At 42.8% G+C, this 20,889-nt stretch carries 17 protein-coding genes; 3 read left to right on the top strand and 14 right to left on the bottom strand.

Annotated elements, in window-relative coordinates; translation table 11 throughout:
* Positions 1–161: 161 nt before the first annotated feature.
* From J6I44_RS18230 to J6I44_RS18220, 3 genes are read left to right on the top strand one after another with little or no spacing between them, the layout of a single operon-like run.
* On the top strand, positions 162–2,903 hold the full coding sequence (locus J6I44_RS18230; protein WP_265767626.1) for a sodium:solute symporter family protein: 2,742 nt from the start codon (positions 162–164) through the stop codon (positions 2,901–2,903).
* Positions 2,904–2,916: 13 nt separating this feature from the next.
* On the top strand, positions 2,917–4,113 hold the full coding sequence (locus J6I44_RS18225) for a n-acyl-d-glucosamine 2-epimerase (RefSeq protein ID WP_265767625.1): 1,197 nt from the start codon (positions 2,917–2,919) through the stop codon (positions 4,111–4,113).
* A gap of 59 nt (positions 4,114–4,172) precedes the next feature.
* On the top strand, positions 4,173–5,024 hold the full coding sequence (locus J6I44_RS18220; RefSeq protein WP_265767624.1) for an AraC family transcriptional regulator: 852 nt from the start codon (positions 4,173–4,175) through the stop codon (positions 5,022–5,024).
* A gap of 168 nt (positions 5,025–5,192) precedes the next feature.
* On the opposite strand, the gene J6I44_RS18215 is transcribed toward J6I44_RS18220, so the two are convergent.
* The 14 genes from J6I44_RS18215 to J6I44_RS18150 form a co-directional block, all read right to left on the bottom strand.
* Complete coding sequence (locus J6I44_RS18215; protein ID WP_265767623.1) at positions 5,193–5,600, bottom strand: hypothetical protein; 408 nt, start codon at positions 5,598–5,600, stop codon at positions 5,193–5,195.
* A 77-nt stretch (positions 5,601–5,677) separates the two neighbouring features.
* Positions 5,678–5,992, bottom strand: coding sequence for a hypothetical protein (locus J6I44_RS18210; RefSeq protein WP_265767622.1), 315 nt, complete (start codon positions 5,990–5,992; stop codon positions 5,678–5,680).
* The gene (locus tag J6I44_RS18205; RefSeq protein WP_265767621.1) at positions 5,979–6,755 is read right to left on the bottom strand and encodes a ParA family protein; all 777 of its coding nucleotides are present in this window, start codon (positions 6,753–6,755) and stop codon (positions 5,979–5,981) included. Before J6I44_RS18205 ends, J6I44_RS18210 begins: the two co-directional genes overlap by 14 nt.
* Positions 6,756–6,864: 109 nt before the next feature.
* On the bottom strand, positions 6,865–9,051 hold the full coding sequence (locus J6I44_RS18200) for a relaxase/mobilization nuclease domain-containing protein (protein ID WP_265767620.1): 2,187 nt from the start codon (positions 9,049–9,051) through the stop codon (positions 6,865–6,867).
* Positions 9,052–9,055: 4 nt separating this feature from the next.
* Complete coding sequence (locus J6I44_RS18195; RefSeq protein ID WP_265767619.1) at positions 9,056–9,430, bottom strand: plasmid mobilization protein; 375 nt, start codon at positions 9,428–9,430, stop codon at positions 9,056–9,058.
* 486 nt (positions 9,431–9,916) lie between these two features.
* On the bottom strand, positions 9,917–10,816 hold the full coding sequence (locus J6I44_RS18190; protein ID WP_265767618.1) for a replication protein RepA: 900 nt from the start codon (positions 10,814–10,816) through the stop codon (positions 9,917–9,919).
* A 55-nt stretch (positions 10,817–10,871) separates the two neighbouring features.
* Positions 10,872–11,060, bottom strand: a complete 189-nt coding sequence (locus J6I44_RS18185) for a helix-turn-helix transcriptional regulator (RefSeq protein WP_265767617.1) — start codon at positions 11,058–11,060, stop codon at positions 10,872–10,874.
* A 137-nt stretch (positions 11,061–11,197) separates the two neighbouring features.
* Entirely contained in the window at positions 11,198–12,052 is an 855-nt protein-coding gene (locus tag J6I44_RS18180; RefSeq protein WP_265767616.1) for a hypothetical protein, read from the bottom strand.
* Between the two features lie 4 nt (positions 12,053–12,056).
* Positions 12,057–13,319 (bottom strand): tyrosine-type recombinase/integrase, encoded by a 1,263-nt coding sequence (locus tag J6I44_RS18175; RefSeq protein WP_265767615.1) that lies wholly within the window; start codon positions 13,317–13,319, stop codon positions 12,057–12,059.
* Positions 13,320–13,745: 426 nt separating this feature from the next.
* Positions 13,746–14,282, bottom strand: a complete 537-nt coding sequence (locus tag J6I44_RS18170; protein WP_265767614.1) for a DUF6036 family nucleotidyltransferase — start codon at positions 14,280–14,282, stop codon at positions 13,746–13,748.
* Positions 14,279–15,253, bottom strand: a complete 975-nt coding sequence (locus tag J6I44_RS18165) for a winged helix-turn-helix domain-containing protein (protein ID WP_265767613.1) — start codon at positions 15,251–15,253, stop codon at positions 14,279–14,281. Before J6I44_RS18165 ends, J6I44_RS18170 begins: the two co-directional genes overlap by 4 nt.
* 457 nt (positions 15,254–15,710) lie before the next feature.
* The gene (locus J6I44_RS18160; RefSeq protein ID WP_265767612.1) at positions 15,711–17,648 is read right to left on the bottom strand and encodes a metallophosphoesterase family protein; all 1,938 of its coding nucleotides are present in this window, start codon (positions 17,646–17,648) and stop codon (positions 15,711–15,713) included.
* Between the two features lie 67 nt (positions 17,649–17,715).
* Positions 17,716–18,984, bottom strand: coding sequence for a purple acid phosphatase family protein (locus J6I44_RS18155; protein WP_265767611.1), 1,269 nt, complete (start codon positions 18,982–18,984; stop codon positions 17,716–17,718).
* Positions 18,985–19,199: 215 nt separating this feature from the next.
* On the bottom strand, positions 19,200–20,876 hold the full coding sequence (locus J6I44_RS18150) for a SusD/RagB family nutrient-binding outer membrane lipoprotein (protein ID WP_265767610.1): 1,677 nt from the start codon (positions 20,874–20,876) through the stop codon (positions 19,200–19,202).
* Between the last annotated feature and the right edge of the window lie 13 nt (positions 20,877–20,889).

The following is a 20,889-nucleotide window of genomic DNA, read 5'->3' as shown; positions in this document are numbered from 1 at the left end:
GAATTCTCCATTTCTTTTATAAATTAATCAAGTCCTCCAAGCGATAAATATAGCGGTAGAACTCCTTTTATCGCGCTACAGCCTATCTCCATATCATTAAAAAGTTGATATAGCTTAGATACTAATGGCTATATCCAATTTAAGTGAGGACTCATTACACCATGGCATTCCGACCTGCGTATTTATTCTTTTTATCCCTTCTTTTGTTACCTTCTGGATTAGTCTCCGCTCAAGAGCTTCCAGACAAGGAACAATCAAAAGAAATTATAAACTGGAAATCACTACCTGACCTACCCAACCAAGAAGGGCTTGCAGGAGCATTTTCTGGTATCCTGAACAACGATATGCTCATTTTGGCCGGTGGAGCCAATTTTCCCAAGCGAAAACCATGGGAAGGTGGGCAAAAAGTGTTTTACGATCAGATTCATATCCTTAACAAAGATAGCACGGGGTATGGCTGGCAATCCGATTCTGCCCATACACTACCCAAACCGCTTGCCTATGGGGCAACGGTTGAAAGTGACAATAGACTTATCCTTATCGGCGGGGCAGATGGCAACTCTGTGTCCAACATGGTATTTCAACTCAAATGGCATTCACAAGAAAAATCGATTGCATTGGATACACTCCCCTCTTTGCCCCGGCCTCTCGCTTTTATGGATGCTGCACGACTGGGAGATATGATTTACGTAGCCGGCGGCCAACATACGATGAATAAACCACAAGCTTCGAAAAGTTTTTGGAGACTCGACCTTTCAAAACAAAATCAACCAACTCAATTCCGGTGGGAAAAGCTTCCCCCATGGCCGGGACCATCCCGCGTTCTTCCCGTCGCAGCAACTCAGCATAAAGGGGATATGCCTTATTTTTTCTTGTTCAGTGGACGTAATGTTCATCCGAATGGCAAAATGAAAGTTCTGGAGGACGCCTATCGTTTCAATATTAAAAGTAAAGAATGGAAGAAACTTCAAAATGTGGGGAATGACTTGTCAAATAATCACAGTCGCTCTGTGATGGGGGGCTCAGCTCTTTCACTGGGTGATGCCCATATCGTTGTATTTGGCGGTGCCCCCGGTCAAGCTTTATTGTCGCGCCTGGATAAAGCCGCTAAACGCGATTCCTTAAAAAGGCAACTGGAAGCAGCTGAATCCTCGCAAAAAGAAGCTATTCGACAAAAAATAAACCAACTAAATAAAGAGATCCGACAAAACCTAACCCAGAAAAATCCTTTTTCCAGTGATGTCTTGGCGTATCATACGATTACCGACAGCTGGCATAAAATTGGCGATCTGCCCTCTCCATCCCCAGTCACTACCCGAGTGCTTAAATGGAACGATCAAATTATTCTGCCAAGCGGGGAAATACAGCCTAGTGTACGTACCCCCAAAGTTTGGCAGGGTAGAATCAGTTCACAATCACCCGCATTTGGATGGGTGAATTATGGGGCTTTGGGGTTATATGGACTGGTTTTAGTAGGAATGGGCTTTTATTTTTCAAGACGAGAAAATGCCACTGACGACTATTTTCTGGCAGGCAATCGTATTCCTTGGTGGGCTGCTGGACTTAGTATTTATGCCACTCAATTAAGCGCTATCACATTTATTTCTACTCCGGTATTGGCTTTCGCCGACAATTGGGTAGTCTATATCTCCTATTTTACAATCTTCCTGATGGCCCCAGTCGTTATCTATTTTTATCTACCCTTCTTTCACCGGCTTAACGTCACTTCGGCCTATGAATATCTGGAAAAGAGGTTCCATCTTGCCGTTCGTTTATTTGGGAGCGTTTCATTTATCCTTTTTCAGTTAGGCCGCATGAGTATCGTCGTTTTTTTACCGGCCCTTACACTTACGGCTATACTCGACATGAATATTTACACTGCAATCATACTAATGGGGATACTGGCTATCATTTATACTGCTTTAGGAGGTATTGAAGCCGTTATCTGGAGTGATGTACTTCAAGTTATTATTCTCATAAGTGGAATCATATATAGTATTTATTTCATCATCAATTATGTCGGTGGTATTGACGTAGTATACACCACGGCATTAGAGAACAGTAAGCTACAATTCTTTAATTTTGACTTTAGCTTCACTTCCCTGGCAACCTGGTCTATTTTCTTTGGCTCTTTTGCCTTACAGTTTGGACCCTATACAACGGACCAAGCAGTCATCCAAAGGTATTTAACGACTAAAGATGAAAAATCAGCAGCTTCCAGCATCTGGACCAATGGTATTATTTCAATTCCCACAGGGTTTCTCTTTTTTGCTCTGGGAACTTGCTTATATGTTTTTTATAAAATGAATCCAGACCTTTTATCCACGGGGATGCAAAACGATCAGGTATTTCCACTTTTCATTGGCCAACAGTTACCAATAGGCTTTTCCGGACTGCTCATTGCTGGTATTTTTTCAGCCTCCATGTCCAGCTTAGACAGCAGCATGCATAGTATTGCTACGGTAGTTACCGTGGATTTCTATGAACGATTTGTACCATACTCATCTGACCACACGCGACTTAAGTTAGCTCGTTGGGTGACCATTATCATTGGAACACTGGGAACCCTCATTGCCTGTCTACTTGCAACCTTGCCTATTCAGTCACTTTATTTCTTCTTTCAGGAGGTGATAGGTTTACTCAGCAGTTCACTCGCAGGAGTGTTTATACTGGGTATTTTCACACAACGAACGCATGGTACGGGTGCTCTCGTTGGAGCACTCTTAAGCATTGTGGCCCTATATTTGATAAAATTTCATACTCCTATTCACTTCTATATCTATCCACTTATTGGCATACCTATCTGTGTTATTGCAGGCTACCTTGTAAGCCTTTTGCTGCCGGACCATGGCAAAGCATTAGAAGGGTTAACCTATCGGACGTTAGTTAAATCAAATAGATAAAGAAACAGCATCTATGAAGAATAGTTCACCAGAATATCTTGCTAATTTATATAAAAATGCACTCTTAGATGATGTTATCCCATTCTGGGAGAAATATTCCATTGATGAGGAGGAAGGCGGATATTTTACATGCCTTGAACGGGATGGAAGTATTTACGATACCGACAAATTCATCTGGCTGCAGGCACGCCAGGTGTGGACATTTTCAATGCTCTATAATCGGGTAGAAAAACGGGATCAATGGCTCGAAATAGCAACCCATGGATATCAATTCTTAAAACAATATGGGCGAAATAAGGAAGGAAACTGGTACTTTTCGCTAAACCAGCAGGGCGAACCACTCATACAGCCGTATAATATTTTTTCTGACTGCTTCGCTGCCCTTGGCTTTTACCAGTATAGTTTGGCTACAGACAATAAAGAAGCCCGTGATATTGCCATTGCTACCTACCAAAATATCCTCGCCCGCCAAGATAACCCAAAAGGACAGTATGAAAAATCAGTTCCCGGTACTCGTCCACTTAAAGGGTTTGCCCTTCCCATGATCTTGAGCATGCTAAACCTTGAATTGGAAGAAGTGCTGGATACAAATCAGGTACAACAATCCATAGACCACTGCATTCAGGAAATCACGGATGTTTTCTGGGATAGCAAAAAAAAGATCATCCATGAATACGTGTTGCAAGATGGCAGCTACTCTAACAGCTATGAAGGGCGGCTGGTAAACCCCGGTCATGGAATTGAGGCTATGTGGTTTATTATGGAAATTGCACGAAATCGAAATGATCAGGAGCTCATCGAAAAAGCTGTACAAATTGTGCTCGATCTGCTAAACTACGGTTGGGACGAAGAGTATGGAGGTATTTTTTATTTTTTGGATGCCAAGGGGCACCCTCCACTCCAGCTTGAATGGAACCAAAAGTTGTGGTGGGTCCACTTAGAAACGTTAATAGCACTTTCCAAAGGATTCCGTTTAACGGATAATGAAAAGTGTTGGAAGTGGTATCAGAAAGTTCATGACTATAGTTGGTCTCGATTCCCCGATCCTGATAATGGAGAATGGTTTGGATACCTCAATCGACGGGGAGAGCGATATACTCCATTAAAAGGAAGCAAATGGAAAGGGTGCTTTCATGTACCCCGGGCACTGTATGAATGCTGGCAAACATTTGAAGAATTAACTAAACTTCAAAAAAGTAAACAGACATAGCTTTTGTTATATAATAAATTATTATGAAGAGTTTCCTTAACGATTAATAGAGGTGTATTATGGACCCTATTTTCAAGAAAAATGTTGATGCCCATCACTCATTTAAGCTCAAAAATACAATTGGACAATCCTTTGACGGATTATGGCATTTTCACGAAGAATATGAGTTGATCTACATTTGGGAAGGTGAGGGAGAAAAAATTATAGGTGACCATGTATCTACCTTAAACAAAGGAGATCTATTATTTCTTGGAGCAGAACTGCCGCATTTATTCAGCTGCAACCAAAATTGTGCTGGGATGGACAAGACTGGCTCACTTGTTATCCACCTCGATGATAATTTTTTAAACGAAAGTTTCTTTAATTATTCAGAGCTCAAATCTATTTATGAACTTATTCAACAATCAAAATCCGGTATTGAGTTCAAGGGGGATACTAAGCAAATTGCTAACCGTATGCTAACAATGTTTGAGCTTGATAGAACGAATTGTATGCTGGAAATCCTTTCAGTTCTGAATAGTTTATCCACCACTTTTAATGCTCAGACTTTAGCGAGTGATGGCTATACGTCAACTTACAGTAAGAAGGACTTCCAGAGGATAAATAAAGCATGCAAATATGTAATGCGAAACTACCAAAAAGATATTGCGTTGGATGATATCGTGGATATAATTGGACTCACCAAAGCTGCTTTTTGCCGTCATTTCAAAAAAGTAACAGGCAAAACTTTTTTTACGTATATCAATGAATATAGGATTGGCCAGGCATGCAAGTTATTAATGGAAACAAACCTGAACGTAACGGAAGTGAGCTATAAATGTGGATTTAATAGCATCTCAAACTTCAATAAGCAGTTTAAAAAAGTAATGGATACGAACCCTTCCAATTATCGTAAGCGGTTTAACAACTGAAAGAGCTTTAAATTATGCTCTTTTTGGCTCTCGAAAGTGGAATAATCAAAAGCACCTCTCTCGACGTTAAAATGTATAACATGGAACAAAACCTCCAAGACACACTTTTTGAGACACTATATACGTTCCAAAAAGTAAAAAGCTGTTGAAATGTGTAAGTTCAAGCTTTTAACCATCAGGCTCATAGTATAATTTAAGCTCTCCCTCTTCATACATGGTTAAATATTTTTTTGCTTCCTCCCAGGTCCTTCTTATTCGTTTATCTTCAATCTTGTCATAGATGCTTTTCATTACCTTTGTCCCTTCTACAGATTCCCACAATGGTCGATAGGCTTTCTCACTTTTATCATACCCAAATTTACCGCTAAAACGAATATATTCAATTGTTTGAAGAGGATCATTACATTGTTGCAATTCAAGTAAACTCATCCATTCTCCCTGCTTTTTAAATATTCTATGATGTGTTCGAATACCATATTTTGCCAGTTCAATAGGATTAGCTTTCTTACCTTGTTGGTTATAAAACGCTTTATTTTTTTTATAAGCTTCTTGGTAGTGGTCTATTACATGTAACATGTAATAACCAAAAGATTGGTGACTACTATGATATAATTTTTCTTCTACTGCTCTATTTATAATGAACCTCGTTTGGTTTATTCGTTATACCTATCAATTATTTCCGTTAGGCGCTCGTCGTTCATTTCTTCTAAGGCATAGGTAATACACTGCTCAATAAACGCACGCTGGCTGATCCGCTTCCACCAGGCCAAGGCCTTAATAATCTCTACATATTCCTGGTTCAGCCGCACTGAAAAAGGATGCGGGGTGGAATCCGTATTAGCTGTAGTGGATGTAGCATCAGTATTAGATGTATTACTTGTAGTGCGTGTATTGGATTGGGGTACATCATTCCCGGATCCATGTTGGCCGGAGATCAACTCCTCAATATTAAATTCATCGTCGGCCATAGCGCTCCTCCACTTCTTTGGATAGGTTCATATAGTCAGTTGCTCCATGGGATTTGGGGTCATACTCAAAGATCGTTTGTCCCTGGGAGGTGGCATTGCTCAGCCTCGCGTTGGTCCGGATAATGGTCTGGAAGACCTTCTCCGGAAATTTTTCGGTGACCGCTTTTCGAATAGCTTTATGCTGGTTTTTGCGGCCGTCGTAGTTGGCCAGCAGATAACCGGACAGGTTCAGGTCGGGATTTATTCGCTCTTTGATCATGTTCGCTTTCCTGGAAATGTGCACCAGCCCCTCCAAGGCGAAATACTCCGGTTTGATGACTACAAGCATATCCGTGGCTGCCACGAAGGCGTTCATCGTCAGAAAGCCCAAATTGGGCGGACAATCGATGATGATATAGTCGTAATCCTCCTCCACTTGAGCTAGTCGCTCCGAAAGCAGGGTCTCTTTGACCGGCACCCCGCTGAGTTTCTGCTCGGCGTAGGCCAGTGGCTCCCCGGCGGGAAGCACGTCCAGTCCAGTAAATCCGTTGCGCGAGATGAGTACCTCCGAAATATCCAGATCCGATTCATAGTACAGGTTGTCCAAAGTCTTCTTAAGTCGCTTGCGGTCAATTCCCAAATGCGAGGTCGCATTGGCTTGGGGATCCGAGTCAACAAGCAGCACGGATTTCCCCAGCCGCTGCAGCCCTCCGGCAAGATTCACGGCGGTGGTGGTTTTGGCTACCCCACCTTTTTGATTGGTAATAGCTATGCAGTTCATCATTCGTTGTTGGTTTTGGTTATGTATTACGTGTATTCCGCTGCACTACCTTCATGCAGTGGGGGAGCCAGCTCCCCCAGGTTTTTCTTTCGTCAAGGCGGAAGGGATGGGGTTAGCGCCCGAGGCCTTCATCCCCGCGCTCCTGGCCCCAATCCCGGGATCGTCTCTTCGTTTGCTCAAATCCTTTTGCTATGCCTGTAACCTTGGTTATGCTTACGCTATCCTTAATCACGGTCCGTATGGCATTCATGCCCCCTTGGCCGGGCGATGAAAGCATACGGGCCAGGCTCTTGGATAGTTTGATACCTACAGCCCCGGCCTGAACAATCGCCCGGCCCGCCGGGGTGGTGCTGGCCACGCGGCCAACCCATCGGTTGAGTTCCTGGGCCACCGAAAGCCCGCCTACCAGACTATGATTACGCTCATAGACGTCCGGCAGCTGTTTGAAATAGGTGACCGGATCCTTGGCTGCTCCCGGCCTGTCCTCTGCGGCCTTTTCCAGGTTAGTTAAAAAGTCTGCATGTCGTTCTCTGATCTCCTCGGGCATCCGGAGCACATCTTCCAGCAATTCCAGCTCACCTATATCTTTGACCTCTCCAAACTTTTGGGGCTCCCGGAAAATATCCCTCACTAAATCGATGCCCTCTTTTTCATTCTTATAATCATTCCAGGCGATTTCGCTGAAGTATTGCTTGGCTTCGGCCGGGTTCTGGTAGGCCCGGTTAAATGAGGCGTTTATCTGTTGTAACGCCTTGGACATCTGCCGATCTAACTCCTTATTCCGGCCCACAGGGACCTCTTTAATAAAATAGTTGTGAATCATCCCCACTGCCCGGTATAGGCTAAGCGACTTGTTATAGGTCGCCGCAAGCGCCTGCCCCGCCTCACTGTGTTTAGCGACCACCCGGCGGCCCCTGCGGGCCAGCTGCCCTTTAATACGGGTTAGCTGGGCGTGCCGGTCGGTCAGACCTTCTCTCATCCGCTGCAGCTCTTTTTTTCGTTCTTCTTGGGTTCGCCCCTCAAAATAGTGCCCGAACTCGCCATCGGCCTCTGTAACCTTCTCAAAGGATTCAATAAGGTATTGGACCGCCTGCTCGTCCCTTACCCGGCCAAATTGTTCCGGATCCGCATGAAGCGCCTCTACCATCCTGTCCACTCGCTCCTCAGGAGCCGTCTCATCTAAGAACGCCTGTATCCGCTGCTGGGGCTCCTTGCCCATCCCAAACGCATATTCCACTTCTTCGGTGATCTCTTTTTCAATTTCCCTTACCCGCCTTGTATAGGCCTTATCCAGCTCAACAAGCTCCCGGTACCGTTTTTTCATCCGGGGGAGCCGGCTGGTGAGCACCTGCTCTACGACCTTTTGCTCTTCGATGTCCAGGGCCTTCTTCCAGTCGGTTGCCAGGGTAATACCGCCCTCCGGGCTCATGTCCTGCTCCCGCTCGTTGATATAATCTTCCAGGGACTCCCCAAACTGCCCTTCCAGGCTGGGGCCTGAAAATTGGCGTTGAACATCACTGGCCTTCACGTGGTAGCGTCCGTCAAAAATAACCATGCCTTTCTTGTTGCGAGCCATATCCACCCATAGCCCTTTCTGGTCCAGCACCTGATCAAAGGCCTTAAAGGAGCCTTCCTTGCCCTTGTCGTAAACGGCCCAAAGCTCATCTTTGAGTTCCTCGCACTTGCCCATAATATTCCGCCCGTCTACGCTGTCGGGGTCCACGCCCATCCCGGCTGCAATTTCGGTGAGGCGCTTTTCTGCATGTATCTCCCAGGCTTCAGGGGCTCGCCCCTCAATTGCAATCCCTAACTCCGGGTGGTGCTTGCCCGGCACGATTGTCCAGCCAAACTCCCGCTCTAATTCTTTGAGTACCGTCTCCCCTCGCTTATAATCATTAGTATCATCCCAAGACCGATGGTGTTGGGGATGAACCCGGTTAAACGCTATGTGGATATGCGAGTATGGTTTGTCAACATGAGATGCAATCTGTAACTGCCGGTCCTCCAATCCCATGTGCACTATCCACCGGTCGGCCACTTCGATCATCTGCTCTTTTGTCGGGTTGTCTTCCTGGTCCCAACTGATCATGTAATGGTATAACGGATCTTTGGCATCGGACCGGTATTTTCGTTCAGCTGTTCTGCTCATTTGCTTGGCGGCAATACGAGCATCGTTAGTCGATACATTTCGGTACTCCACCCACTCACACTTCTTCTCCCCTGCCCTGTTTTTTTCCCGGGCGTTATAGGTTAAACACTGATAAAAATGATCGCCTGCGGAAACTTTTTTTCCAATCATGATACTATCCCAGTGCGGTTAAAATGGTATTGGTTATTTGATCAATATCTTTCCAGATCTCGTCCATCTGCTCAATCATTTTTTCATCAGCCGAGGCACCTTCATTTAGCTTCCGGGCAATCTGATTCATGTTGTTGCCAACCTTGGCCAAATCGTAATCGATAACCCGCTCCATATCTCGCTGGGAAATCCCGTTTTTAAACGGTAACCGGCGGTCCTCTTTCCGAAAAGGAATCTCAGCCTGAGGCAGTTGGCAAAGCGCAACCTTCCGCATATAATTGGTATAGGTAATACCTGCTTTGTCTGCCTGGGTTTTCAGCCATTCCTTTTCATCTGTTTGTAACGATACCGAAGGCGTATGTCGCATTTTATCATTCATTGTACCAACGTAATTCTTGTATTAGTCTTTAAATTTTGCCCCATCATACGGGCCTTTGAGCAGTCGGCGTTAGCCGAGCTGTGAATAGGCAAGCCGGGTAGGTAGCCATATCTATGAGCGTTAGCGAAAATGATATGTGCCACGTACCCAATGGCTTGCATACCTATCACCCAGCTATATCACTCGCAATTCCGAAATAAATGCTTACTTCAACCATACACTCCTATAGGTTTTTTCTTTCTCCAAGGTTGGAAGCGCAATCATCCATAAATAGTTAGAAATCGCTTTTCACTTAAACCACCAATTATTTCAAGCCTTCCTTTACCTCTCGATCCTGCGTAATAACAGTTCAATAAGTTTTCCACATGACCCTCAGTATTACTACAGGATTTACTATAGGTAATACTATAGGGTGGTGTACTTAGTATGCGTGCCAAAGTGTACTTAATATGCGTGGGTTAGTGTACTTAGTATGCGTGGACAACTTCATTTATTAACTTGTTTTTGTGGATAACTTTTAATGTGTGGTTGGGATGTTGAAACGATTACCAAACATCCTCTTTCAAATCGTACATTTAATTCTGGATACCAATCAATAATCTTAGTAATTGACTTTCTTGCTTTACGAGCAAACTCTTTGGTTTCTTTATAATTTGTACCAAGTTGTTTTTCCAATGAAGACCAACTTATATAAGTCTCATATTTTCTGGGATTAATGCGATAAGTTCTGCTACATAAGAACAAGTAAAGGTCTAAGGTCAAAAGCGAAGATCTCAATGCTTCAACAGTTTTGCGATTGACTGGATAAGCGGTTTCTTGAATCCATCTATAAAAAGATTCAGAAATAACCGCTTTTACTTGCCTATTAGTTTCGGTTCCCTCCCCACTTTCCCAGAGCTCAATTCTGGTAATTTGATTTAAATAATCCTTACTTTTTTTAATTTGCCCCGTTTTTGACTTCTTATTTCTTCTAAAACAGAGCCTGCAATTTAAGAGTCGATCTAATTGATTATTTAACTGGGCGAGTGTTCCAGTTTTTCCTCCAGTAAGATCATACCCAATAGACCTCATAAACTTTGTGATACTCTCAGATAGAATAATCTCCCGCGTTGCTTCATGCTTTGCATAAGAAGTAATTAACAGGAGAAGTAATCGTGGATAGATCCCAAATGGTATTCCATAAGGTTCAAGTGAAGCACTTTTATCCATGTATTTATGGCCAGATTCTATTGAAAAAATATATTCATTATCTGCTCGCAAATACGTTTTTGCTTTAGGATCTCGATGAGGAAAAGACACCCTTCCAAATATTGCTGGGGCATATAATCTATCATAAGGAATATCAATTTTTCCTGGATATGACATAGAGGTAGATTTACTATTCATCAGTGTTTAAATAAGAGTCAAGTTCTAAATTCAGAGAAAGAGGTGCTATTTTACATCAATCTGAATCAGTACTCTCTTCAATCCAGGCTTCGACATCGGATTTTTTAAAACCTACTGCCCCTGGCCCTAGTTTGACTTTTTTTATTGGCAGTTTCCCTTGTGCTTCCCAACGGTACAAGGTCGCGATACTGATAGATAAAATGTCACACAGCTCAGAGGGGCGTATAAGTTGTAAGTCTTTCATAGTAGCTTTATGAGTTATTTTTTGTTCTCATTCACTCATAAAGCTATCTATGAATTATTATATATCCATATGAAATAAACACTTAACAGGTAATGAAAATCACTATATTGTGTTACTAAGCCATTACTAACCCACTACTAACTAGTTTCGAAAATCTCTTTTAAATAGTCATTAAGTCGATTTCGAACCGTCTCATCTGAAGGAACACCTATCGTTTCGCCATCAACCTCAACTTCCGATAATTTGCTATGAACCGTTTTATAAAAAAACCTTGTAGCATTTCCACCTTCAGTAATACATCTCAAATGATCTTCTTTCAACAACTTCTCGGCTTCTTTGATTATCTTACTCAGATAATGCCTATTTATCGTCTTCTGTTTATTTTTCTGGGTTTTAGTTAAATAGTTTGAAGACCTATTTAGCTTTTCTTTTTGATATAGTTGACCCCAAAGTGAATTTGGAATCACTTGATCTGGATAATTTTTGTCAATTATTTTCTTGACGATATAATCTATAGTCATTAAATGATATTTAGCATTTAAGTACAACCTACCCTTTTCTATTACATTTTTAATAGAACTTTGAAATACATTTTTAGCAACTTCATCAGTATACTCTAACAGATGCTCATAGAGATCTTTCTGAGTATACTCTTTAATTGATTCTAACCGATGAATTGAATTTGCTTGAAGTATATCTTGCTGAAATCTTTTTATAAATTGTCTTCTTTTTCGTTCTAACAGGTTTTCTCTTGAAGAATCTGTGACCTCATTTTTGGAATGTTTCTCAATAAAAGACTCCACAAAAAAAGTTAAATCGTCAACCAAAAAATTTATTATCTCTTCTAAGTCATCTCTTCTTTGTTCGAACTTAGATTGAACATTACTTAAAGTTTCAAGTGCTTCAATTTTATCATCAGAAGACTTGTAGAACTCAAAATAACGTTTACATTTTCGATACTTTTTTTCAACTGGACCTATAGAATATTCCATAAATTTATTTCCTTTTATTAAGAATTATTTTTAATCGGCTATTCCATCGATTCAAAGCCTGCCTTTTCTGATCCATATAATCATGTCTGTTATATCTGGCCGTAATGCTATTTTCTTTAGCCAATCCTTTATGGTTTAAGACTTTTCCAATGACCATGGGACTGGTACCACTCTCAGCCATATAAGTAGCAACCGTGCGTCGCAGATCATGTAGTCTGAAATCCGAAACTTTCGAATATTTTTGAATTCTCTGAACTGCTGACCTCAAAGACACAACTGGCTTTTTATCTTTCCTTGGAGATTTGAATACATACTCCCCTCCTTCTGATATTGATTGCATCTCTTTAATTATATCCATTGGCATTTTAGATAATGGTATTTCATGAGACCTCTTATTTTTTGCATTTTCTGCTGGAATTGTCCATACATTAGCTAAAAATGCCTCTGAGTATTCGTTGCCTTCATCGTCAAACCTAGTACGTTTATAGGGTTTCTCCATTTCGATATCCGACCACTTCATTCGCATAGTTTCTGTTTTACGCTGGCCGGTTAGCAAAAGCATCTTAAAGATTGCCTCTATAGCTGGATTCTGCTTTTCAAAAAAGCTCCACAGGTTTCTAATTTCTTCTTCATCGTAAACTCTATTCCTTTTATTTTCACCTGATTTGTATGGAGATGTAGCTTTGACAGGATTATTAGAAATTTTAATTCCAAGTTTTTTAATGGCAAACTTAAATAGACTTGAGAGCACTGCTCTAATTCGATTGGCCATCGTGGGCGATCCATCTTTAATCGCTTTTGTTTCTAAAATACTTCTTATGTGATGCTCAGATATCTCAGTTACCGGCAAACCTTTTAGCTCAGGCAATAATTCATTATCCAAGATCCGGTTATATTCGGCCTGGGTAGATTCACGAAGAGTCGGTAAATAACGTTTCTTATAAATATCGACGAGTTCTTGGAAATCTTTAGATTCAGGTTGGTATCTCTTTTTTCGTTTTTCAACCTGGGGATCGAATCCATTATTAACTTCTACCTTGAGTTCTCTGACTTTCTCTCTTGCTTTCCTTAGACTGATCCCAGGAAATTGCCCAATAGTATAACGCCTCTTTTTACCATTAAACCTGTAACGATAGCAAAAAGTTTTGCTACCAGCTGCAGAGTGTCTTAGCATTAATCCTGTTTCAATCGTATCATAATATGAAGTTGCTTTTTCTGGTATCCCTAAGCTTGAAATCTTCTGATGGTCTAACTTCTCTTTTGGCATAGTACAATCTTCAACTTTGATGGAGAAACTAAATTTGGGTCACTTTTGGGTCACACAATGTGACAGTGAATGAGAAAAGACAAGATAGCATAATAAATGCTAATCTCAAGTATATCATGGAGTTAAAGGAATAATAATAACAAATAAGAATGGTTGATAAAAGGGTGAGAACTGATTACGGATCAGGAGGTTAGGGGTTCGAATCCTCTCAGGCGTACTCTTTTCTAAGTTGTTGATCACCAATCTGTTACATACATCCCCATCTTCACCTCAGGAAAGGTCACTGTTTTTATTCCGGTATCAGAATGGTACAAGAATTGGAGTTACAATCCTTCTTATTTTTTCTCGTTCAATAGGTTGGATTTTGTGTATGGATTGTTTCCTGCATAACCATTTGAACACAGCTTCCCTTAAAAATTCAATTTCCTACCTATCTAATTCCTCAGCTATCCGTTTCAGCCAATTTCTTGCTCTCTCTTCTAACTCCTTATCAGTATTGATCAATTGTAGACGACTAAATAATTCTTCAACATTAATTAAATCTCCCAGAATAAGCCTTCTAACAAAGCTGGTATCTTTTTCCCGAAAAGCGATAAGCTTGCTGGCGGCCAAATCATGCGCCTCCACACACCAACCAACCTTCTGTTCGTCCATATAATCTTGAACTTTATTGGTTCTCCCTTTCCAACCTTCCGGAAGTGCTGCTGTTTCTACAGAAACGCCATGTACATAAAAACCATGCGTTTGATGAAAAACTGAATTCTCTCCAAGTGCTCCATCAATCCTATCAATAGTTTCTGGTTTATTTTTAGGACTTAAATCAACTTCTATCGATCTCCGAAGCTGTTCATCTGCATCGGGGAACTGTCCGAGTATAGCCTGGGAGCCAAACACAAAAAGTTCTCTATCCCCTGAAACATCACAGGCTGCTCTAATAGCATGTTCTAACTGTTCCCTATTCATTTTAAGCTTTCTTCAATTTTTAGTTTTTCAAATTCGTGCCGTTCTTGCTCATTTAGGATTTCCCAAAAAGGAAGTGATTGCCTTAGTCGAGTAGCACGTTCGGAATCTGATTCTAAAAACTTTTTAAGTCGCTGGAATGACATGCTTTCAAGGATGCGTTTCCACTCCTGCAGCTCTTTTTTCTCTCCGGAACTCGTCTGAGTTATACGATTTTCTAAATTACTGATAGTTCGCTTAATAATATCCGGATACATTTTGAGCAACTCGCTCCAGACTTGGGCATCAGTATGAGATTGGTGGTCTAAATCCTGGTGGCTTCTCCTACCTTCTCTTTCATCCTTCCAGCTTACTAAATAATGTTGAGGATCCATCCCCCAGAGCATGAGTGGCTTATTGGAATTTATTATTGGCCTTGATTCAATATCTGCTACTGTTACTCCCCTTACATCAATAGTTACATCAAATTCGTTTTCAATAGCATTTTCATAAATCCTATTTCTAAAGCTCTCTGTAAGCTCATCAATAGTTTTTAGATCACCCAGTAAGGCTATGCGTACCGGGTCTCCATAGTCATCAGTACCTTGAGCTATTTTCCCAAATATCCATGCGGATTTCGGCTTTATTTCTAAACTTTTAATTAGCTCCTTTAGGCGTTTAATAAAATTATCATATTGGTCTCTCTCTCTTTTAAATAATGCTGAGATAATATCAGCCAGAGGATACTCCTCTCTTATCGTTATTTGCTGATGCTTACCACTACCTACATATCTAAGAATACCTGTTTCAGCCAACCGCTGTATTACATTATATACCCCTTGCCTCGACAGGCTCGTCCGTTTAATAAGCTCTGAGGGGCTCATGGGACTGTCAGACTCCGTGAGCCTTCGAAGCACCATAACATGCCCTTTTGAACCCAGAATCGCATCAAGGGGGGTTTCAAGTGCACTATTTTTATTACTTGACTTATTCATAACAAATTAATTTATCAACTTTACTTGACAAATGTAAAGTTAAATTGACAAAAGTCAACTAAACTTGACAAATGTAATTTCCAAGTGGGTACTCATTTTATTTATGATACGCCAAAAAAAGATTGACTTATTTTCACGTTTTTAAACTAAACTTAAGGTACTTTACTAATTAATCTACCTTGGTACATACTCCCCGTTATTCAATTTATCACATTGTAGCCTATGAAACTTACTTTCCACCGCAAAAAGCTATATGCCAGGGTATTGTAAGCTACCTCGTTTTTTTGACCCTTTAAACGTAGATGACTATCCGCTGTGAGCCCTCCCCATTTGCAAAAGGAAGGTAGCGCTACAGTACGACTGATAAAAGATAAGTCAGCACGATTTTTTATAACTAACAGCCAAAATCAGAAGCAAAAACTAATCGTCATTTCTATAAGTATGGAAATTACTTATATCATTTTTCAATCAAAGCAATCCTAACATCTGAGGTTAGTATGACCCACCATCGATTCGTATCGCTATTATTGAAACCAACGATGGGCTCACCTTCACATTGATCACTCCGACTGGTTGAGGAATCCTGAAGTAGCTTGGGGCTAAAGGCTTCATTGATCACACACTCTTCGCTGGTAAAGGGTTTCCAGCGACCATCTTCATGATAGGCCAGCCTTGCTTCATCAGAGTCAACAGCAGCATTGGTAAATTGTAATACATAACGATCAGCTGCGGCTGAGGCAATATCCCAGTCTTGACTCGCTGACTCGGGCAACGGATGCGGCTGTTTGGCCGAGCCATCCGGCTGACTTTTAGGATGACCGACCTCTTCTTCAATATCCTTTTCCATGCCGTAAGCATTGCTATAGATGCCGGTCTGTACCTGCGTTCCGCTCACTATCAGGATATCAGACAACGTTGCTTCGGTTCCAGAGGCCCAGCTAAGCGTCAGATGTTCTTTCAAATCAATGGTCGTTTTGGGAATCTCCATAAGCTGTTTCTCCTCGGAGGGAACCAGTCTTTTGCTGCTATTCAGGTTGGGCGTCCAGGGCTCATGGTACTGGAACAGGTACTGATACGCTAATCGCGCCAGTCCCATCTGGCTTTCGGCACGACTGAAGCCCAGCCGCCAGCTTAGAGTCTCTGCAGTACTCTCGACACGGTTAAAGGTATTGTTGATGCCATCCAGAATTTTGGCAATAGAACCATCCGGTGCAAAGCATTCATTGGTACGATAGAAACCATCATGCGATAAAACGGGACGCGTATCGCCCGGTATTGAATTGGGATACACGATGCGTTCACACCGATCGGTTGTCCTGGAAAACTGGTCCAGCAAGGTCCAGTTCGGATCATTAAGTTCCTTGCTTCCCTCTTCGTTGCTATGGATGGTATGAGAGGTAAAATAAGATTGGTAGTTGACCCTGTCTCCCTCAAATGACAACATGGAGGCGTTGGCGTCGAATGCTTCCGAACCGTTTTCCATCGTATTCATCTTTTGCTGGATGATCGCCTGTACCTTTTCGCGCTCCCCATACCGAAATTCATACCCCTTATAGGATGCATTACCGGCAATGATCTGGGTATATTGCGGTAAGCGGTAATTCCTGTCCGAGGCCTCCCAGGACCTGGGATCAACATGGATGGGTGCTGCAATAACCGACCGTTGGTACATGTGCTCATGTCCCTGTACCCATATCACATCGTGCTTGGAGAAAAAGGACCTGATTTCATCCCACTGGTCCATCAAAAGATTATCGCCCTTGGTGCCCTCCACAATCAGTTCCCGGGTCTCGCCGTATTTTGCCCCGATCAGTCCATCGTGGCTGGCGATCACAATATGCTCTACATTGTTTGCCTGCCTATCCACCACCTCTTTGATCCATTTAAAAGCGATGGGCAGATTATAGTACCGCAATAAAATAATCATCACATTGTCTCGCACTACATAATAGTTCTGGTATTCCGCGCCGGACATATGGACGGCATCCTCCGGAATATATTCTTTCATGTATTCAATCCATTCCACGGTATAGGCGTGGCTGGTTTCATGATTGCCCATCAAAGGAAGAAACTCTATGCCCGCTTCCCGGTATTTTTGGGCGACGCCGGTCCATTGCTCAAACTCATAGGTCGTGCCGTGATTCGTGAGATCACCGACCGGGATGACAATATCGGCATCCAAAGCCTGTAGCTTATCCAATACTGCTTCCATAGGATGTAGGGATACAGAATCTCCGTCTCCCTGAGTGTCAGGCAGCAAGCCGATATGTAAGGCCTCATCGCTTTTACTATAAGATTGACCTTCCGCCTCATCTGGAACGGATTGACAGGAGGTGAGGCAAAAGATGCTTAGCAAAAAAAGAAACAGGTGATTTAATTCCTTAGTTAAAAACACGTTTTATGGGTCAAATTTGGTTAATTAAGTCCTTATATATGTGCTACAGTTTACACTTCCCGCGCCATTAATCTTCCAATATGATGTGATCTTTCGACAGCTTTTGGAGCGTGAACGAATCAAATAACTCACCAGTAATCTTGTAAGACTTGTACTTCAACTGATCTTGCTCAATGTTTATCACTTGGTAAAGCTGTATGTTGTCGGCACTTTTTTGCATCCATGGCTCGGAGGCCAGGTCGTACATTTTGGGTCCACTCACGGAAACAACATACATCGTCCCGTTATTGTCTGTAGCCCCCTCCCTGTCAATCATTCCCCGACCATAGGCATGATCGTGCCCCTGTAGCACCAGATCCACTTGGTGGCGGTCCAATATGGACTTAAATCTTTTCCGCAGTTTGGGATTATCTCGATCTGGCTCGGTGCTGTAGAAAGGATAATGCAGCGTTACAATGGTCCATGGCTTTGTATTCTCTTCCAGTACCCTATCCAACCACCGGGCTTGAGCCGCTCTCATTTCTTCAACCTCATGAATTTGATCGGCGTCAAGAGAAATAATTCGTACCGACGGATAGTCGACGTAATAGCTTGTACCCGCTAATTCTTCCTGATCTTGGGGCCCATTATGAGGAAGCGTAAAGTGTGAGCGCCAAAGCGGAGACAGGTAGATCCCTTTATCATCATGCCCATACTCGTGGTTCCCCGGAGTTGGTATCATGGGAATCATTCGGTGTATGAAGTCGCCGGCCTGGTACCAGTCATTCCACTCCCGGTCGTTGTAGCCACGATTCACTAAGTCGCCGGCATATAAAATAAAAGAGGCTTCAGGGGCTGCTGAATAGGCCTTTCGAATACTGCGCGACCATTGACTCCGAACATCATTTTGGGCATCGCCCATATAGATAAAGGTGAGGGTAGAATCAGGGTTGCTGGCAGGGAGTTGAAATTGAATCCACTCGCTCCATCCGGTGTCCTCATGACCCACCCTGTACATATATTCGGTAGCAGGGTTCAATCCATCCAGTTTTACCCGGAAGCTGCGGTATGGGGTCAGGGTCCCTTCAAAATCAGCGGTATCCAACTTTGTCTTCGCCGCTTTTTCATGGAAAGAAGAAATATCCGTTACCGGATGGGCTTGTGCCTTTTTCCACTGGACCATTCCTTCATCCGCGAAGACCGGCGACTTCCAGGTAATGGCCACCCCTCGTACTCCGTCTTCCAGCGGATTTAATACGATTCTATCAGGGTATGAATTTTGTTGAGCAAAAAGCACAGTTGCGGGAATCAATATAAAAGCAACCAAGGTTGCTGTAAGTATGAGTAAACGTTTCATTATTGATGGGTTCATTAAATGCAAAATTCTGATTGTATTCCATTCTTGGCTTCAAGGATGCATGAGAGGCTGGAAGCGCACATTGATAGTTAAAGTGCCATTCCTCAAAACATGAGCCGGGGGAAACGGAACATTTCATTATCCCCCCGGCTTATTGTGAACAAGCATAATCTCAGCTCTCGAGGAGCTAAGAAGTCCTGCCTATTTTACATCGACTACCAAGGATTGTCAGTTCCCTGTAAAAGCCAGGGCTTGGACCACGAACTATTCTGGCCGGATGTTGAATAGGCGGTTTCCTCCAGTTGTTCAACGGCATCATTGGCATTGGAACTGTTGGTATCCAATTCATTATTGCCGTACATAAACCGTAGAGGGAGTACAGGCTGAACAGCGGCAGGACCTGCTTCTAAGTCGGGATACCCGGTTCTTCGCCAGTCGAACCAAGATTCGGTCGCCATGGTAAAAGAACTAATCCACTTCTGTTCGATAATCTGCTGCAGGGTACCATTATATGAAACCGCCTCATTAGCAATGTATTCGGCGTAGCGGTCTCCTACCTCCCACGTATTAAGTGATTGTTGAATGGCATCACCATAAAGGCTCTCCGGATTGGCACTAATCCAGCCATAAAATGCAGCTTCAGCAAGAATAAAGTGAACTTCTGATGCTGTCATCACTCTTGACTGAACTAACTCATTACTTGGCTCTCTGAAAATTTCGCCCAGTTGGGATACATGCTGGTTCTGGACTTGCTGTCCCGGAGTAGGATTGCCATTATACGCCGTGGGCTCCACCAGGCTGGTCGGCAAGCCCACATATTCGCGAGTATCGTAGTCGGTATCTGAAAGTTCGGGATTAAACCGCCTTGTAAACTCAGCACCGGCACTCACTTCAGCGTAATACTCTTGCTCCGTTAGCGATACAATCTCCGTTCGCTCCCCATTTCTTCGAATCGTAGGTTCTTCTGCTACATCCAGAGAGGTATCTTCCACCCATTGTACATGAACCGGGGCAAACCATACCTCTAACCGGGGATCATTGTAGTCCATCAGCTTATTTAAAAGCGTATTAGCCGGCCTCCTCCTTCTGAAGTCCGTCGCGTCCGTGCCAATAGCGGCCGTAATCCAAGGATCTGCCTCATTATACGGCACACTCACTTCGTCATCGCCGTTTTGCAGGTATATCCCACTTTGATAGACCGCCTGGATATTTTCACGCGCCACTTCCGGGAGCTTCTCTGAAACCCGCATGGAATATCGGAGAATCAGAGAATTTGCAAACTTGTGCCACCTTTCCATATCCCCATTATAAAAGAGATCTGCCTCGGTGTTACCCAACCTAACGCCAGAGTCAAACAAGGCTGCGGCCTCTTTGAGATCTTCTATCACTCCAAGATAGATATTTTCCTGGCTGTCAAATGCAGGGGTTAAAACCGCATCGTTATCATTTGCTTTCAGTGCATTCGTATAAGGTGCGGCGCCCCACAGGTCGGTTATATGGCCATAAATCAGGCTTTTCATTGTTAAAGAAATAGCCTGCAGAGCCTCCTGATTTCCTTCTATCGATTTATCATGCACAAATTTATTATTGCGAAGCATGTTATAGTAACTGCCCCAGTCTCTGGGCTGCCAATTATAGTCGTTGTAATCATCTTTAAAAGCGTCTTCCTGCATATGTTGAACAACTCCCGCGATATGTCCCTCACCGAGATAGGTGTATTCACGAGCAAAGTCGCGCATCAAGTTGGGAAGCAACAGGCTTGGATTTGCCGATTCCGGACTTACGCCATTTGGATTGATGTTCGTTTTCGTCAGATCCTCGTCACAACTACCCAAAAAGAAAATTACGACTATCAGTGCTATACACTTACTGTATTTCATTGTCAATTTCATAATTTTGGCTCCT

This window comes from Fodinibius salsisoli, assembly GCF_026229185.1.
GTDB classification, from domain to species: Bacteria; Bacteroidota; Rhodothermia; order Balneolales; family Balneolaceae; genus Fodinibius; species Fodinibius salsisoli.
The sequence above is the reverse complement of the archived record's forward strand: the minus strand, read 5'-3'. Positions and strand labels throughout refer to the sequence as shown.

Coding starts and splice junctions, on each gene's coding strand:
- J6I44_RS18215 (WP_265767623.1), bottom strand. CDS start 5,600: ATGTTACATGTAATAGACCACTACCAAGAAGCTTATAAAAAAAATAAA.
- J6I44_RS18185 (WP_265767617.1), bottom strand. CDS start 11,060: ATGAAAGACTTACAACTTATACGCCCCTCTGAGCTGTGTGACATTTTA.
- J6I44_RS18190 (WP_265767618.1), bottom strand. CDS start 10,816: ATGAATAGTAAATCTACCTCTATGTCATATCCAGGAAAAATTGATATT.
- J6I44_RS18200 (WP_265767620.1), bottom strand. CDS start 9,051: ATGATTGGAAAAAAAGTTTCCGCAGGCGATCATTTTTATCAGTGTTTA.
- J6I44_RS18195 (WP_265767619.1), bottom strand. CDS start 9,430: ATGAATGATAAAATGCGACATACGCCTTCGGTATCGTTACAAACAGAT.
- J6I44_RS18230 (WP_265767626.1), top strand. CDS start 162: ATGGCATTCCGACCTGCGTATTTATTCTTTTTATCCCTTCTTTTGTTA.
- J6I44_RS18150 (WP_265767610.1), bottom strand. CDS start 20,876: ATGAAATTGACAATGAAATACAGTAAGTGTATAGCACTGATAGTCGTA.
- J6I44_RS18205 (WP_265767621.1), bottom strand. CDS start 6,755: ATGATGAACTGCATAGCTATTACCAATCAAAAAGGTGGGGTAGCCAAA.
- J6I44_RS18155 (WP_265767611.1), bottom strand. CDS start 18,984: ATGAAACGTTTACTCATACTTACAGCAACCTTGGTTGCTTTTATATTG.
- J6I44_RS18170 (WP_265767614.1), bottom strand. CDS start 14,282: ATGAATAGGGAACAGTTAGAACATGCTATTAGAGCAGCCTGTGATGTT.
- J6I44_RS18165 (WP_265767613.1), bottom strand. CDS start 15,253: ATGAATAAGTCAAGTAATAAAAATAGTGCACTTGAAACCCCCCTTGAT.
- J6I44_RS18210 (WP_265767622.1), bottom strand. CDS start 5,992: ATGGCCGACGATGAATTTAATATTGAGGAGTTGATCTCCGGCCAACAT.
- J6I44_RS18180 (WP_265767616.1), bottom strand. CDS start 12,052: ATGGAATATTCTATAGGTCCAGTTGAAAAAAAGTATCGAAAATGTAAA.
- J6I44_RS18220 (WP_265767624.1), top strand. CDS start 4,173: ATGGACCCTATTTTCAAGAAAAATGTTGATGCCCATCACTCATTTAAG.
- J6I44_RS18175 (WP_265767615.1), bottom strand. CDS start 13,319: ATGCCAAAAGAGAAGTTAGACCATCAGAAGATTTCAAGCTTAGGGATA.
- J6I44_RS18225 (WP_265767625.1), top strand. CDS start 2,917: ATGAAGAATAGTTCACCAGAATATCTTGCTAATTTATATAAAAATGCA.